Source organism: Rhizomicrobium electricum, from assembly GCF_011762045.1.
Taxonomy (GTDB): domain Bacteria; phylum Pseudomonadota; class Alphaproteobacteria; order Micropepsales; family Micropepsaceae; genus Rhizomicrobium; species Rhizomicrobium electricum.
On sequence record NZ_JAASQS010000005.1, the window covers coordinates 1 to 15,860 of the forward strand.

10 protein-coding genes are annotated in these 15,860 nt (G+C 54.0%); 2 read left to right on the plus strand and 8 right to left on the minus strand.

All coding sequences use genetic code 11. The features are described from left to right. Window positions 1-205: 205 nt before the first annotated feature. The gene (locus FHS84_RS10550; RefSeq protein ID WP_166933918.1) at window positions 206-871 is read right to left on the minus strand and encodes a hypothetical protein; all 666 of its coding nucleotides are present in this window, start codon (window positions 869-871) and stop codon (window positions 206-208) included. 514 nt (window positions 872-1,385) lie between these two features. Here FHS84_RS10550 and FHS84_RS10555 point away from each other — a divergent pair. Both FHS84_RS10555 and FHS84_RS10560 read left to right on the plus strand, forming a co-directional pair. Beyond that, the gene (locus FHS84_RS10555) at window positions 1,386-2,153 is read left to right on the plus strand and encodes a hypothetical protein (protein ID WP_166933920.1); all 768 of its coding nucleotides are present in this window, start codon (window positions 1,386-1,388) and stop codon (window positions 2,151-2,153) included. Beyond that, a complete protein-coding gene (locus FHS84_RS10560) occupies window positions 2,150-2,458 on the plus strand; it encodes a hypothetical protein (protein ID WP_166933922.1) in 309 nt (102 codons plus the stop codon). Before FHS84_RS10555 ends, FHS84_RS10560 begins: the two co-directional genes overlap by 4 nt. A 135-nt stretch (window positions 2,459-2,593) precedes the next feature. Here the strand turns inward: FHS84_RS10560 and FHS84_RS10565 are convergent, their stop codons facing one another. The 7 genes from FHS84_RS10565 to FHS84_RS10595 form a co-directional block, all read right to left on the minus strand. Continuing rightward, window positions 2,594-3,250: a hypothetical protein gene (locus FHS84_RS10565; protein WP_166933925.1), complete on the minus strand. Its 657-nt coding sequence runs from the start codon at window positions 3,248-3,250 to the stop codon at window positions 2,594-2,596. Between the two features lie 16 nt (window positions 3,251-3,266). Then, window positions 3,267-9,917: an RHS repeat-associated core domain-containing protein gene (locus FHS84_RS10570; RefSeq protein ID WP_166933927.1), complete on the minus strand. Its 6,651-nt coding sequence runs from the start codon at window positions 9,915-9,917 to the stop codon at window positions 3,267-3,269. A 280-nt stretch (window positions 9,918-10,197) separates the two neighbouring features. Next, the gene (locus tag FHS84_RS10575) at window positions 10,198-10,956 is read right to left on the minus strand and encodes a pre-peptidase C-terminal domain-containing protein (RefSeq protein ID WP_243850932.1); all 759 of its coding nucleotides are present in this window, start codon (window positions 10,954-10,956) and stop codon (window positions 10,198-10,200) included. A 1,048-nt stretch (window positions 10,957-12,004) separates the two neighbouring features. Further along, window positions 12,005-12,451, minus strand: a complete 447-nt coding sequence (gspG, locus tag FHS84_RS10580; protein ID WP_166933931.1) for a type II secretion system major pseudopilin GspG — start codon at window positions 12,449-12,451, stop codon at window positions 12,005-12,007. Then, window positions 12,448-14,145 carry a GspE/PulE family protein gene (locus FHS84_RS10585; protein WP_243850947.1) on the minus strand — a complete coding sequence of 566 codons (1,698 nt, stop codon included), beginning with the start codon at window positions 14,143-14,145 and terminating at the stop codon, window positions 12,448-12,450. Before FHS84_RS10585 ends, gspG begins: the two co-directional genes overlap by 4 nt. Before the next feature lie 33 nt (window positions 14,146-14,178). Beyond that, a complete protein-coding gene (locus FHS84_RS10590) occupies window positions 14,179-14,970 on the minus strand; it encodes a prepilin peptidase (RefSeq protein ID WP_166933936.1) in 792 nt (263 codons plus the stop codon). Next, window positions 14,936-15,841, minus strand: coding sequence for a type II secretion system protein GspK (locus tag FHS84_RS10595; protein WP_166933938.1), 906 nt, complete (start codon window positions 15,839-15,841; stop codon window positions 14,936-14,938). Before FHS84_RS10595 ends, FHS84_RS10590 begins: the two co-directional genes overlap by 35 nt. Window positions 15,842-15,860 lie beyond the last annotated feature (19 nt).

Sequence of the window (15,860 nt, forward strand, 5' to 3'; positions counted from 1 at the left end):
CTGCCGGAAGGACGCTGACACAATTGGTCAGAGGGGTCGGTTTTGGACGCGAAAATCACCCCTCAGGGGGTCAATATTGCAAGCGATTTCACACCGGAGGAAAGCGTGGAATAGGTTACCACCCAATTTTGACACTACATCACCGAGAACGTTCTGCCGAGCGATAGAAGCGATCAACTGCCTTTCCGTCGACAAAGCACGGTGACTATCGTGGGAGCTTATTTGTATCGAACGTTACTATTGCATGCTGCCAAATAGCATATTTTTCGAGCGGCAGCTGGTAGGGCGCGCAGGTATAGATTGCGCGGCGAAGCGCTTCAGTTTGGCTACGAAGGTCTTCAGCTTTGCCACTCGCATCAGAACTCTTTAATTGCGGGGGCTTTGCAACTGTTCCGTCGCGATTCAGATGCAATTCGAATACGATCACAGCATCGGTTTGCGGTGTCCTTATCGAAGAGCGCACCCAGCATCGAGCAATGGCATTGTGCAGCGCGTCCAGCACGCTCAACATCGAGGCTGTTTTATCGCCAACCCCTATTATATTGTAATCTCCCGCTCGCGCGTCAGCTGGCGCGCTTGTAGGTGTGAGCGCATGACCGCGGGCATCTGGCGTCGTGCCTTTGACTTCGGTTCCGATGGTGGGTGGGGGCACTGGCTTGGTCGGAAACAACTTCATCTCGAACGACGGGGCGGTTTCCGGCGGGACGGCCGGCGCTGCAGGAGCCCGCGCCACATCCGCCGTGCGATAAGGCAGCCAGTCACGCGTTACGGGCGCGAAGTTGGTATCGTCTCCGATGGTGACGAGTTCAACGGGAATGACCGGCACATCGATGGCATTGGTGTGGACCAAATGTGGCCAGGCAGTCAGCATGCTAAATCCGATTAACGCGTGGGCTGCTATGGAAGCAATCAGCCCGGTGCGCGGTGTCACCAACCGGCCGAACAACAGACCCTCGATCCACGCATTAGCTTGACGATGACGAGACCGGATATGGCTTTGCACGATGGCTAGGAATCGCACCAAACCTGTCCGGAGTTGGTGATCTACAGCGATTGCCCCCTCCACATCGTCTTCTCCGTTTATAGACTAGCGGAAAACCCTACCACCGCTGAATGGAGCAACTTGCCGCCGGACCACGCTCAGTGAATTTCATCCCACTTCCGCTTCTCTTCAGCCCGCTCGCGTCTTGATCGTTGGAAGACGTGTCTTCTCCCAAGACATCGCTTATGTGATCACGTTGGCTAGAACGGCTCGCTAGCAGATACGTTCTGTGCTCTGAAGTGCCAAAAGACACAATACCGGCTCCCGTCCCCCCCTGAGTGTCCGAAGGTGAAAACCATATTGAACCCAGAAGAGGAAAATGCACGCCTATGAACAGTAACGATTGATCTTACTTGACAAAATCGCCAGCGGCGTTGCCGCTGGCTCGGTGGCGGATTTCGTGATGGCGCAGATCAACAAGAGGTCCGAGGAATTCGAACGGATTGAAAGGGAATTGCGCAGCGTCCCGAAAGCGCCACCTCCGAAAATCGATCTCGAAACGGCCCATGCCGTCATGTGGAAACAACTCGCCGACCTCAGCGTGGCACTGCGTGGGGACGACGCCGACGCCACCCTGGCACGAGAGAGCATCCGCGCGCTGATTGACCGGATCGTGATTACGCCAGTGGGCGAAGCAACGAACGCCCATGGGCACGGGCCGGTTTCTATCGAGATCACCGGGCGTTGGGCGAATTTGGTTGGTCTGGCCGAACCCGGCGAATCGTTGCGGGTTCAGTTGGCCACGGATGCCCATAGCCAACTGAACCCGCATGAGATTTGGAGGATTGAATTCACAAAGGCCTTTGCCGGAGCCATCAACGTCGTCCATCAATACAGCCCGGTGGTACTCGCAATCCTCTCAAAAGCCGACGAACCCATGACGATTCATCAGATCGTAGATGTACTCCGGCGGCAGATGGCCATTCCAGTCAAGAAATACAATCGGGCAGCCGAGGAGCAAAATCTGCGTAAGATCATGCAACACCTCATCGCTGAAGGTCGTGTCTATGCCATCATACTGTCTGGCAAGGGCCACGCTCGGGCATACGCATTGAGAGAAGCCACCGCCGCAGCGCTCCGGTCCGCTCAAAACTCGGAGCCGCAACCATGAGCGCCGAAGACGATTTCGACCCTCGTTGGCTCGGCGCGCACATCTCCGAAGCCGAGTGGCATTTTCATCGCCAGCTTCTGAAGCGGTACGGCATCGTTCTCGGCGTCGGACAGTTCTCGAAGATCGTGATGGATATCCGGTCGGGACGCGCCACCTTGATAAAGGCAACAAGAGGCAGCCGCGGGCTCTATATGATGCACGTCAAAGGCGCTGGCCTCGTTTACGTGCTCGCCGTGAATGGTCAGCCCAGAACGGCATGGCCGGTGCGACATGCAAAGCGATTACTCAAGTGGGCGAGGCGATGAATGTGATACGAACGGTTATGCGTTGACTGAAAAGCTGACCAGCGAAACGGCGCATCAGTGAGTTGCATTGCCCGACAAAGCGGGCGCGAAAAGTAGAATGCTGAGCAAGTTATGATCACCGATCAAGTAACTTGGTCAATGGCTACCTTCGTGGAGGATACCAGAAGAACTATTCCTCACACTCGGCAGAGAAAGTATGCCTTTGCTACCCTGCAAGATAAGAGACTGCCCAATTTGCTCTGCTTGGAAAATTCCTACCGGTTTGTCACCGAGACCGAACGCGGTAACACCATACCTCCAATTGAAGTAAAAATAGACTAACGGACCAGGGCTTGCATTCTTGGAATCAGGCCTCTCAATACAGGCTTCGTTCTTCTTCCATCGGCAATCACTGCTCATTAATGCAACTAGACATTTCCCTGCTTTTGCGCGGTAACATTTCTCCACCGTGATCCTTGCCCCGGCGACTACATAAGCGGCTGACTTTGTCAGCGGCCCCTTTGGAACAGCAAACACCAAATAGCTAACTTGGACACAACGATAGAGTTCATTTGTGCAATCCGCGACTTTGCCCCCAGAACCATTGTCGGTGACAGTCGCCCCGCCACGGAGGTCATCGGCATCATATTCACCGACGTCAAAAATTGATGGACCAATCCTCATGTAGTTTGTGCGCTGAGCGCTCAGATAAAGCGGCCCAATTTCAGCACTCAGTGGCGGAGGTGGTGGAGGTGCCGCCTCCCCTTCGGTGAGGAAACAAATACATGTAAGCAATAAAATGGTGCGGAACACTAGCTGTATCATCACATTACTCCCCATCTAGGAGGCCACTGGCTGCACCATTATAAGGTTTTTGATGCGCATCATTTAGCTCTTTGTACCCAAGCATATTCTGATCGCGCAGGCCCAGCGCCTCTTGCGGGCTACTATGAATGCCCTCATGAACAATGCCCATCATGCGTGAAAAATTATCACGTACATTGATTCCCCGGTCAAACACGCGGGTTAAGCCGTGCATTGTGTTTGCACCGGCGTTGCCATGTCCCTGTGTGTAGTCGCGAACAAACGACCGGCTTATCAGGGCTGACGCGACCTGACCGGCGGTAACCGTGAACTTCCCCCCATCGGCACCCGGCACCGCCACTTGAACTTTTTGATTTGGATTCGACGTTAGCCTATTTACGGCTTGAGTGTAGGACGCCTCGTAACGCTCGACAGCCTTAAGCTCTGATTTTGAGAGTTGGTCTCTCCTAAGCAGATTTGGTGTTCCGTCTTTGTTGTAGCCATTTTGGAAATGGTCGAAGTGGCATGAATAATGCCCAGGCGAATTCCCTTCACAAGAAAGACCACTCGGGTCGGTCTTATCGGTAGGATCATTACCGACATAGGCGTAGAGGTTGAGATCGTCTTTAGTGCCGATCGGGTCGGTCTGTAGGAAGCGGCCGATGCCAGCGGAATAATAGCGAGCGCGATAGTAATAGAGGCCGGTTTCCGGATCGTATCGACGTCCGGTGAACTTATAAGGTACACCGCCAGTGCACGCCGCTCCGCCCACCCGGCAATTGCCGTAGGCATCGTACGCATAGGGGCCTTCGGTCGGCGCGCCACTTGTGCTTGTCATGGCGATCACGCTGCCGAGCTTGTCCTGATGAAAGAATGACTTCACGCCGGCAGCCGTCACCATGGCGAGCGGTTGATCCACACTCATACCCGGCACATAGCGGCTTAACAGGACACCTGAGCCATTGTATTCGGCAATCTCGTCGTCGCCGGAATTCAAGAAGTAAGTTGTCCCGCTGTACACCCCTCCCGCCACGACCTTCTTAGTGCGTCGACCACTTGGATCGTAGGCATAGCTTGCGGTCATGGAAGCAGTAGTCGCCCTCACCAGTTGATTTTCCGGATCGTACTGATAATGCGAGCTTTGGTCCGTCGTAAGATTGCCATTCGGATCATAATCGATGCCTGCGGAACCGCCGCAAGCCGCGGTGACATGCGTATACTGGTTCAGACCATTGACAGGATCATAGCTCGACACCCCGCTGCAACTCGACATGTACCTATAAGCATTATTAGAAAGCGTAGCTGTAACGATCTGATGCGCCGGGGAGTAGCGATTTATGAACTCCACCGAGTTCCCGTTGCTGATAGTGTGCAGAAGCGTCATCAACTCATCCTGGGGTGACCAGGAATAAGCCACTTTGTCTGCGCTTTCGCCTGCCGGATACTGCCGCCACACCACTCGTGCGAGATTGTCATATCCGAAACTCGCCAATGGTGCGCTGCCGTTGCTACAAGATACAGAGGTACCGGCAGCTAACTGGCTAATCATCGGCGCCGCGTTTTCGCACGCACCCAACATATGATTGAGCGCGTCATAAGCATAGCCTACGTTATAGGGGCCATCCGGCCAAGTCAGTTTGGTGCGGTTACCTGCTGCGTCCAGTTCATAGCCGATTGTCTTTGCTGGATTTGCCGAAGATGGAAATCCGGCGATCGTGTTCGTGAGCGACACCAGGCGTCCAGCCGCGTCAAACTCGTTGACAATGATATTGGAATCAGCGCCTCCGGTGGCATCGGAACTCCGGACAATGCGACCAGCCAGATCGTAGTTCCACACCACGGTCTTGGCTGGAGAAACGCCTGAATCTACGGGAACGGATTTTCCAACCAGCCGACTTAGCGCATCATATGTGTAGGTAATCGTCTTCCCTGCGCGCGTGGTGCGGCTCGTCACCTTGCCATTGGCGTCGTAATCGAGTTGCTCATTGCGCTGTTCGGACGAGCCAAAAGCAAAGCTCGTGACATGGAGACGGTTGAAATCGTCATAGACGTATTTCGTAATATGAGAGCCGCCATCAGCATCCGTGACAGTATCAAGAAGCCCATCCGGCGTGTAGGTGCTTGTCGCGTAAGTCTGCTGAACGGAGGAACCGAACCCTCGAACTTCCCGTAGCAACTGGCCTGCGGGATCGTAGTACTTTCTTGTGATGCGATCTTCGAGCGTGGCGCCTGCCGTTATGCTACAGGCGTCATCGGGAGCTGAGGCGAACGCGCCACTATTCATCCGGATCGCAGTGCACACGACACGATTGTCCGCATCGTATGACATTTGAGCGAAGTCGAGCACAACACCTGCCCGGTCATATGTCTTCTTGGCAATGGCATTCCCGGACGGGTCATATGTCGTGACGACCTTGCTATCCATCTCAAAACCTTCGCCAGAGACAGATGACGTCGCACCTCGTTGAACCTCAATTACCCTTCCCCTTGCGTCGTAAATCGTCTTCTGCGCCGGACGCGGATGGGGACCAACGTCGTCCGGATCGGGAGATATCTCAAATACCCTTCGGCGTACTGCATCGTATGTGAAGTATGAAGTGTCATCCACATCTGTGCGCGGGCCGTCGACGTACACAAGATTACCAACGGTATCGTATCCAAACGCGCTGGTGAGATTCAGAGCCGGATGTGAACCGACGGCCGTTGTTCCAACAGTAGTTGATGTTCTATTTCCAGAGCTATCATAACCATGGATCGTAGTGACACCGACAGGATCCACCTCCTTCGCAAGTAATCCCAGAGGGTTGTACTCGAAACTATATATCGGTCGCGAGTTGTCGACTGCCGGCCGCTGTACGGTGTGCAGCATCGAAGACCCGACGCCAGCATCATAGTAGGTGAAGTCTGTTCGATTTCCGAGCGCATCAACAATGTGGTCCAATTTATTCCAAATCGTATTGTAACCAGCGCTGATGCTAATCTGACCAGTACAGTTGTCGAGATTCGGCCAGCAGCTCTTCGGGTACTTCGTCAACGAAGTGACATTGTCGAAGTTATCGTAGCCGAACTTGTCTGTGTCGTGTTCCGGAAAGGTGCGGCTCACCACTCGATGCCGACCATCGTAGACACTCGCCGTTTCGCGGCCCAGCTCATCAATGTGCCGTACAGCATTACCGTCTGTGTCGAAATATACGGTGTAGCTACCCCCAACAGGATCAACGTGTTCGCCACGCGCGCCTTCGGCAATGTACCATTTGTGGGGACCATGAGACTGAAGTTGCCAAGCGTTAGCGTCTTTGGCCTCTTTTACGAGGCCCCGACTATCATAGGTAAACTCCAGCACCGGCAGAGTGCTGCTAACCGGTTCGTAAACCTTGCCTATCCGCGAATACGGCACTGGTCTTTGTGTAGCAGAGCGTTCCGCTATGTCCGGACCTCCGCCAATCGTATATGAATTACCAGCCGCATCGCGGAACCCAGAGCCAGTGATTGTATCTATATATCGTGCACTGGCCGAACCGCTTGAGGTGGTGAAAGAAGGCAAAGCCGCGCCAGCCGCGACGTCGTGCGTAAAAGCTAATTCACGCCCGATACTGCTTGTAACCTTCAATACTCCCAAAACGCCGTCGTACTCGAAGCTAAGTGATGGCCCCTGCGGAAATACCCACGTAGTCGGCTTGTAATAATATGCAGTCCTGCACTGATTTTGTGTATCATAGCCTCCAAAGGTCGATGCAAAATTAAGCACATCACCCCCTGCATTGCGCAGGCTGAAACTAACATTGGTGTGATCCCAGCGACGCGATGTTGAACGATGCTCGGCCGCATCGTTCGCCGGATCTGCAATGCACCAGTCCCGCACCTTTGTCCGCGAACCCATCTGGGTTAGGGCAGCCGGGGATCCTACTGGCGGCATCCACGTGTTGTCGGCTAACCTGACAAACTGCTGCCCACTAAAGCCGCGCGTGATCGTTACAACATTCGCGACCATTTGTTGACGCCACCAATCCGCAGCGAGCGCTGCATAGACATCCTTTTCAAGGTTGGTGCGATTGGTTTGCGCATAGATGTCTTGCATAATCAGAAAGGCGACAAGTGTGCCTGCCGCAGCGCGCGGGCTTGTAGCGCCCATGGCCTCCAGGCCAGATCCGGAATTGTTGAAACGAATATCCCAATTATGCGTCCAACCGCCGCCTTTGGGTCCAAGGCATGGATCGACGCAGGCTTTAAGACCAGCCTTAAAAGTGCCCACCAACTTCAATCCGTAAGGTGCATCACTTCCACCAACCGACAAAAGTGTCGGCGTCGTATAGCCAGCATCGCCTGTTTTTAGATCAACGCCAAGCATCGTGCTATGATCAACAAACCGGTCCTTCAGCACATCGGCCGCTTTGGAAGGATCGTATTGTGAAAAGTTCTCGGGCTGCATACCGCCGCCGCCCTTCATAAGCCCGCTCTCTCCGACAATGGCATGGGCAATCTGGAGTACATTGCCGGTAGCATCATACTGCGTGGCAACCAACGCACCGCCACGCTGAAGGGACGGATAATTTCCCCAATAGTTCTCGCGAACGCCAAACCGAGCTCCAGGCCCCAGAAACGCCTCCGCAGAGGCGTTGACATCAAAACCGTCAGTCAGATAACCGTCGATAACGGTATCCAGCCGATTGATTGCCATTGCCGCAAGTACTTCGTGTGTCGTTGGATCTTCAATGCGAGGAAAGGCGTCGCATCCGGTTGGAACGCCTTCATATACATAAAGGCCATTGCGGCTTGAAACCGTGGAGCCCGTGAAATTGTAGAATCGCCTCGCGATCTGTGAGGCGCAGGGATCCTCCGCATCGGGTCTATTACCCCAAGCGAAGCGCGTTGCAGTTGATGCCGTATCTGGTAGATCCTGCATCTGCTCGATCACCGAACCTTCGAGCGTGGCGGCCGCCAGCCCTACGGAACGTGCGATCGCGTTCCGGCGGATAGCATCATTCGTTTTTGACGTGATGCTGATTGCTGTTGTGACGTTTAGACTTGTAAACAGTTCCGGAACGTCGAAATAGTTTCTAGCGCCGGGAACGGATGCATCCGGTGAGGTCGACATCCGGACGGGCCCCTGGCCACTCACTACGCCGATCGAATGCTGATGATCAGCTTTGGCGCCACCGAGTTGCGCCTGCAAAGCGATCATTTTTGATAATTGCGCCAACCAATTGGCGGTCATCTTCTGGTTGGAATAGTCTCCCGATGGGCGTTGAGATGTATCCCAACACTGATCCCATCCCACAACGCTATCGTAGCCGCCACATGCATAAGGTATTGCAGAATTGGGGAGTTCATGATCGAGGCCCGTTTCACGCCCCCACTTCGATGCCAGACCCGGAGAAATATGCCCCCACGCCGAAACAATAGTGAAGGGTGTGAGAAAAGAAGCCAACGGATAAATCGCCGACTGACGGCCGTAAGTACCGCTATTAGCGGCATAGGGATGCGAGGCCTGAAGGGTCACTCGCCCACCAGGGGCCAAGGGAACATCACCTGACGTCAGGAGCGCGACGTCATCAAACATCAATCTCAATGACAAAGGTGGCGGAGGATACGGGGTATTTACGGGAACACCGTTGGTTGGGTAACCTCCTTTTTCGAAACTTGACCGCACGCCGAGTTGCCGACCATCGATGTCGTCAACGTAAAACTCCTTGTCGAGAACCGAGGGATAGTTGTTCAGCCCCTCAAAATTGCCCACTGTGACGTGTAGCTTGCTGCGATATTGATTGGGGATATCACCAGTTATCGGACCACCTAACGCCGTATGGCCGGACAAATTCGTATTTCTCCAACCGCCAACGGGGACATAGCTTGGGACGATTTTGGAAATTCCCACCACTGTATCTGTGTCTTGGCTAAATTGGCTGGTTGTCAGGTCCGATAGGAGCTGTGTGGCACGACTGTTAAGGTATGAATTCAAATTTTCTGTATTGGCATTACGAATGAAATTTGATCCAGCTTGATTTCCCGATTGAGATGCCGCCACCTGGCTCGCCGCCACTCCGGCACCAATTCCCGACGCAGCGATCAGATTCCTCGCAACCGGACTGGTATGCTCCTTGAAGCTCGGGTCGAACGTGTACCACGCGCCCTCAATCTTCACCTTTGACCAGATATGAAACATGGTCACAGATGCAAGAGTTCCTGCCTGTGAACAGTCAGCTGACCATGTAGCGGAGCCATTAAACGTGGCAGGTATACCGCCAGCAGCGAGAAGCCGACATGCAGCCTGGACATCGGATACACCAGTCCATCTCGTGAACTCGGCGGCGGTGAACTGCGCCTCTCCGATAATGTACTGCGCTTCGAACCCGGCCTGTCGAACAAGAGCCACAAACAGCGCATTCTGATCAAAGGGTGTGCCGGACTTGTTGATGAGCGTGCCTAACGCACCTTTTCGCAAGCCAAAGGCAAATTCTACTTCAATTTGGTTATGTACAAATTCGAAAATCAAATCTGGACTATTCTTGAGTGCACGCGCGGTCTCGACGATTTCGGGCGCTGGCGCGTTAAGTGCGGCTTTAACCGCATCGGTATCATTCGCGAACGTCCAAGTATGTGTCGTATCGGTGCCATAATAAGCTTGGGCTTCGGCTAATGAGACCAGAGGGGCCGTCATGATTTTCATTGCTGGCATAGGTGTAGTCTGTGCCACAGACGGTGCACCAAGGATCAGCAAAGCGGCAACACACAGGACGCCTATTATCAAATGTCTCATACACGGCTGAAGTCGCCCAGTGGGCGCTGATAACTCGCGCCGACGCTTTGCATATTCGGCCGAATTCATCTGTTCGCAAACAGCCAACCTGCATCCAAATCCCGCACTCATCTGCCCCTCAACTTTGCGATACAGCAAACCTGTCGCCTTCCCCGGAAGCATGTTCCCGTTCTTACAGATTGCTAGCCTTGGAAGCAGGTCAACCCGCTTTGACAGATAGCAAGTAAGTCCCGGTGCCGTTCCCGCTCGCCGAAACCACCAAGTAGATTGTGCCCGTCTCGATCGCCGTAAAGGTGATCGTGCTATCATGGTTGGAGCCGTTATCGTTGTAAGTCAGCATAACCCCCTGTGCGTTGTGGATCGCCAGGAAAGGGTCCGTTAGCGTGCCCCCCCCGCCATCGCTGCCAGAGACCCTAAAACTATATGTCTGGCCTTGAGTTACGCCGATAGAAAACCAATCCTTGTCGCCCGCGGCGCCGATGGTGTCCGTCACCGCCCCACCAAGGGTGAGGCTGTGATTGGTCTGCTCACTTCCAAAAGTGCCATTCGTTGTTCGGTGTTCCGAATAGCCATTTCTTATATAGTGTCTAGCAGAGAGGCTTGCAGAGAAACCGGCGGCACCGAGATCTGGATTGTTGAGGAGATAAGCCACCGAATCGAAAGTCGTTCGGCGCCCCTCTGAATAGCCGTTCCTGATGAAATGGGTTTCTCCCCAAACAGCATTATCGCCAAACGCTTCGATTAGGTCGCCATATGACGCAATATAGGCGAGTGGATCAAACAGCGTTGGATTTCGACCTTCGGCGATACCGTTATTGACATAGTGTCGCTTTCCCCATTCCACATCAGCCCCGAATGCCTGGATCAGGTCCGAATACGATGCAATGTATCTTAGTGGATCAAACTCCACTACACGGACCCGATTGCCTGCGAGGTCATACTGGTAGATGGCAGTCATTCCGTTTTCGTAATCGACGGACGTAAGGCGTCCCAATGCATCGTATGAATAAGCATCTCCCCATGACGGGGTGGCGATCCCGAAAAAGCACAACACCCACGCGAAGGAGGTGCCCCTAGTCGGGCACCACCAGGGCTTCCACTTCCGCACTGCTGACCTGATCGTAACCGGCGCAATTGAAAAGAAGCGCTGTGTGTTACGGTCGGAAGTGTCACGTAGATAAGTCGCACTTGATATTTCTGCAGAAGTAAAGTGCTCGCCCATCACATTCCCCCCCTCGCTTGGCCCCCAGGAAAACAACTCGCCTATCTCACGCAGATCCTCTACCACCCAGGCTCGGCGGAGGAGTGCTTGGTGTGCCAAGGAAGCAGCACCGTTGCGCCCATAAGGGCTACAACCGCTGACTGCGAGTTAGTGGGACCATAATAGAGATGATCGACCAAACCACTCTCGATAGACGACGATCACGCATGGGCCTCTAGACTCCCCTAACCATATCCCGAGTTTTTCAATACACTGAGCACACCCATCACGCAAAAACATGTCGTGGCCCCAAGTGCTCGTGTTCGCCTTGGCGTGCGTGAAATGTTGAGATCCTGGAGCCAAGAAAGTGAAGCTGCCAGTTTATAGGCCGACGACGACTATTGCCGTACTCAGCGCAACTAATCCCATTCAGCACCAAGCGCCCCCGCTGGTATTATCTTACGCAGAGTTAATTCGTTTTGCCTTCTTGTCAATACAAAGGGAAGAGGGAGCTACTTTTGCTCCCCAACCTAGAATGGGATCGACATGCCATAACAATTGCTATTGAACGAAAAGATGTGCTCGTCCTAATCAGATTTGAGCAATGAAACACATCCAAAAGGCTATAGGCGTCCAGCTTCAGCGGATCGACTCATTGGTAAAATTTGGTGTCTCCAGCCGCTAGATTTCTCCACTCGCTTAATTATGCCTGACAGCCATGAGCAGTTGATGACCCAACCGCCTGACGCACCACATCAACCAACGCGCATTTCGTGCTCAGAACGCATGAAACATGCCTATGCGACTAATGCTCGCTAGTTACATCGCAGTTCTCACCTGTGCCGCCCGCCTTACCGTCGGCCCCATACGACATAATAATCGGGTGTCCGTCCGAACTCGCAATCTTGTAAAGATAGGGTTGGCCCCAGGGATCAATTATGCCGTCCCTCCGTGTGAGATAGGGACCATCCCAGCTGCTTGTATCGGCAGGCTTTTCGACCAGCACTTTCAGACCCTGCTCTTCAGTCGGGTACTTGCCAATATCAAGGCGGTACAGCGAAAGAGCTGATCCGATATTCGCGATCTGGATCTCGGCGGCATGAATCTTCGAGCGCCCTAAATATCCGACCACTTTGGGCGCTGCAATCGAAATGATGAGGGCAAGAATTAGTATAACAATAATCAGCTCTAGTAGCGTGTAGCCGCCGTTTTTTCGCACGCTGGTCAGAACTTCGGCACCGAGCCATCTCATCCTGCGCCCTCCATATCCTGCGCCACACGCAATATTTCATCGTAGCTTGTGACACCGTCGAGCACGGCCCTTAGGCCGCTCTCGAACAACGTCATCGCGTCTTCTGCGGCGGCTGCATGCCTGAGCTGCGCGGCGTCCGTATTCGCCAAAACCTTCGACCTAATAGTTGGAGTCAGTTCCATTAACTCCGCGATCACAGTGCGCCCTTTAAATCCTGTATCACGGCAAGCTGGACAACCACAGGAGGTCAGCACTGTCGTTTCGGGCGCCACTCCACGGAGAAGGAGCGCATTTGGCAATATCTGAGATTTGCGACATTGGGCGCATAACGTGCGTACCAGCCGCTGCGCCAGAACACCAGAGAGTGTTGAGGTGATGAGGTAGTCCTCTATGCCCATATCGAGCAAACGGGTCACTGCGGATGCTGCGTCGTTCGTATGAAGCGTTGAGAGAACAATATGTCCGGTCAGCGCCGCCTGAATAGCAATTCGCGCGGTCTCAGCATCGCGAATTTCACCAACCATAATGACGTCGGGGTCATGCCGAAGAATAGAGCGGAGACTTCGCGCAAAATCGAGGCCGATCTCCGGCTTGACCTGAATCTGATTGAGGCCTTCGATCTTATATTCAACAGGATCTTCTACCGTGATGATCTTGCGATCCGCGCGATTGAGATAGTCGAGCGCCGCATATAGCGTGGTTGATTTGCCGGAACCCGTCGGGCCAGTCACAAGGAGAATACCATTTGGCCGGTTCAGAATAGCCTTGAGCCGAACTAGGAGATCCGGAGCAAAGCCAAGCTCTACAAGATTGAGGCGAACAGACGATTGGTCCAGGATGCGGATAACAACTTCCTCGCCATAGACGACGGGAGTAGTCGCGACGCGGAAATCTACATCCCGGCCGCGCACGTTCACTTTCATCGCGCCATCCTGAGGCAAACGGCGTTCGGCGATATCAAGATGCGCCATAATCTTGATGCGTGAAACGATGGCAGCCATAGACGCAACCGGTGCCGGTTCATCATTCGTCAGGATGCCGTCGACGCGAAGGCGAACGCGTAATTGTCGTTCAAAGGGCTCGAAATGAATGTCCGAGGCCCCCGCGTCTACCGCCTTCGCGATCAGGCGATCAACAAAGCGGATGATTGGGGCTTCTCCCGCGCTCTCACGGAGCCGATCCAGGTCAGAATCGACAAGATCGCAAGAAGCGATTTCTAGTACCTCACACGCCGATTGACCGAGAGCCGTCGAATAAAGGCGCATAATCCCATCTTCGATCTGACTTGCTGGAGCGATACGAAGCTCAACGGGTTTATCAAATAGCAACGTCAAGGAGTGCTTAGTGTAATCATCGTATGGATCGGCAACAGCGACAACGACGCCATTATCACTTTGGGCAATCGGCAACACTCGTGCTTCCCGCAAAAATGGTATACTCAGAGTGTCTGGATGGATCGGCTCACTTGGAAATTCCTCGACCATTGCTAGCGGAAAGCCGGATAGAGTCGAGAGGGCAGACGCTAGGCTTCTCTCATCACAGAGGCCAAGACGAACTATAACATCGACTACACTCGCCCCTGCATGGGCGATTGCTCGTTCAACCCGCTCGGCCAACTCAACGCTCAGCACCTCTGCATCGACAAGCGCTTTCAGGAGCGAAGCACCTGACGCCGCTCCTACGCATTGATCCATACCGTCCGAAACTGTGGACACGCCCCCCCCTTTTTACCAAGTCAGCGGACCATATAGCCAGACGAGCCAAGTTCCCAAACAAAGAAAGCTGCCGAATGCAATCCGCGAGCTCCACGTGATCTTAGCACCCACCGCCCTGTGGAAGAACACGGCCAAGAGCGCAGTTGCTGTAGCCCAAAGCAGCACGGTGGGTAGCCCAGAATAGCCGAGCCATGCTCCGGCCGCTCCAAACAGTTTGACATCACCCAAGCCGAGGCCGTCACGCTGGCGCAGGAAGTGATATGCGGAACCAATGCTATAGAGGAACATCCCTCCCCCGCACAATCCAAAAACGTGATCAAGAAGGGCGGGCGGACTGAGCAACCAGCTAACCACAAGCCCAAGCAATGCAAGAGGTATGATCAATAGATCACTCAAAAACATACTACGCCAATCCATTATCGCCAGTGCAAATAGGAGCCACCCCAGCACTTGTGTTGGGACGAATATGGAAATTGGAACGGACACAAACGCCCATAAGGCAATCGCTGCGGCGCCGAGTTCCATGGCGAGGTATAGGGTTGAGATCGAAGCGCCACAAGACGAACAGCGGCCTGCCTGAAATAGCCAGCTCAATACTGGAATGAGTTGCATGGGACCAAGAGACTTCCCGCATCCATCGCACTGCGAACGGCCGAACACAATGGATCGACCTTCTGGCAATCGGATAACGAGAGTGCCCAGAAAGCTACCAATCACCAACGCAACAGTCACGACGACCATGCCTATTTCCAACGACGGCATTGCTGAACTATTGCCCATGTTCGGCCAATCGCTGACAAGCACGCGAAGCTTCCTCGGGAGCCGACCTTGGCGAGGCATCAGCGACAACCATAAAGGGTCTATCGCTGCCTCCTGCAACTCGAATCACAACTTGCCTTCGAGAAACAACACTTCCGTCCGCAGACTTTGCAGTTTCTGTTATCTCGTAGAGGTCAGGACGAGCAGCCTCCCCACCAACAACACTGTAGTATGATGATGAAACAATTGGCTGGTGGCCGTAAATCGCTTGCCGCAACCGCGGCGAGGCGGTGGCCGCATCGATCCTACCCGACCGCGTGTACACCGTGATATCGGCGTCCAGGCAATTCGGCAGATCCGGGCCGATGCTGCTAACGAGAGCAAGATCTGCAAGGGTCTCGAAAGGACGTGCGGGAGTTGCATCTGCTTGGGCGGAAGCGAGCGCGGATCTCGCTCCCTCTCCGTTTCTCCATGCGATGATGCCATTAGCGATCTCGGTTGAACGCTTCAGCGAAATTCCCGCCGCTTCCAACAGCTTTCGAATACTCTCAGGCGAACCGTAATTAATATCCAATTTCGACAATTCCGGCCGCACAATCACAGTCACAACAGTATTTCCGACCCGAATGGTCATCGGGCGACCGAACTGCACCGACTGGAACTCCCGGGACAGTTGGTAAGCTGTCGAGGCAAGCGCACCATCCAATGCAGCGGCGAGCTGAAGTCGCACCGCTCTGGCCCTCACCTCATCTGTGGATTGCCGGGTAGTCTGGAGCATGGCACCGAAGATCAAAGACAAAGCCAACAGCACTACCATTACGATGAGGAGTGCAAATCCGCGACTGGACGAGCCCGTTCCGAGACGCACAGACGATCGGTCGAGTTTTGTCAGTATTTCACCGATGCCCACGTTCAATTGGCCCCTGCGAAAAACC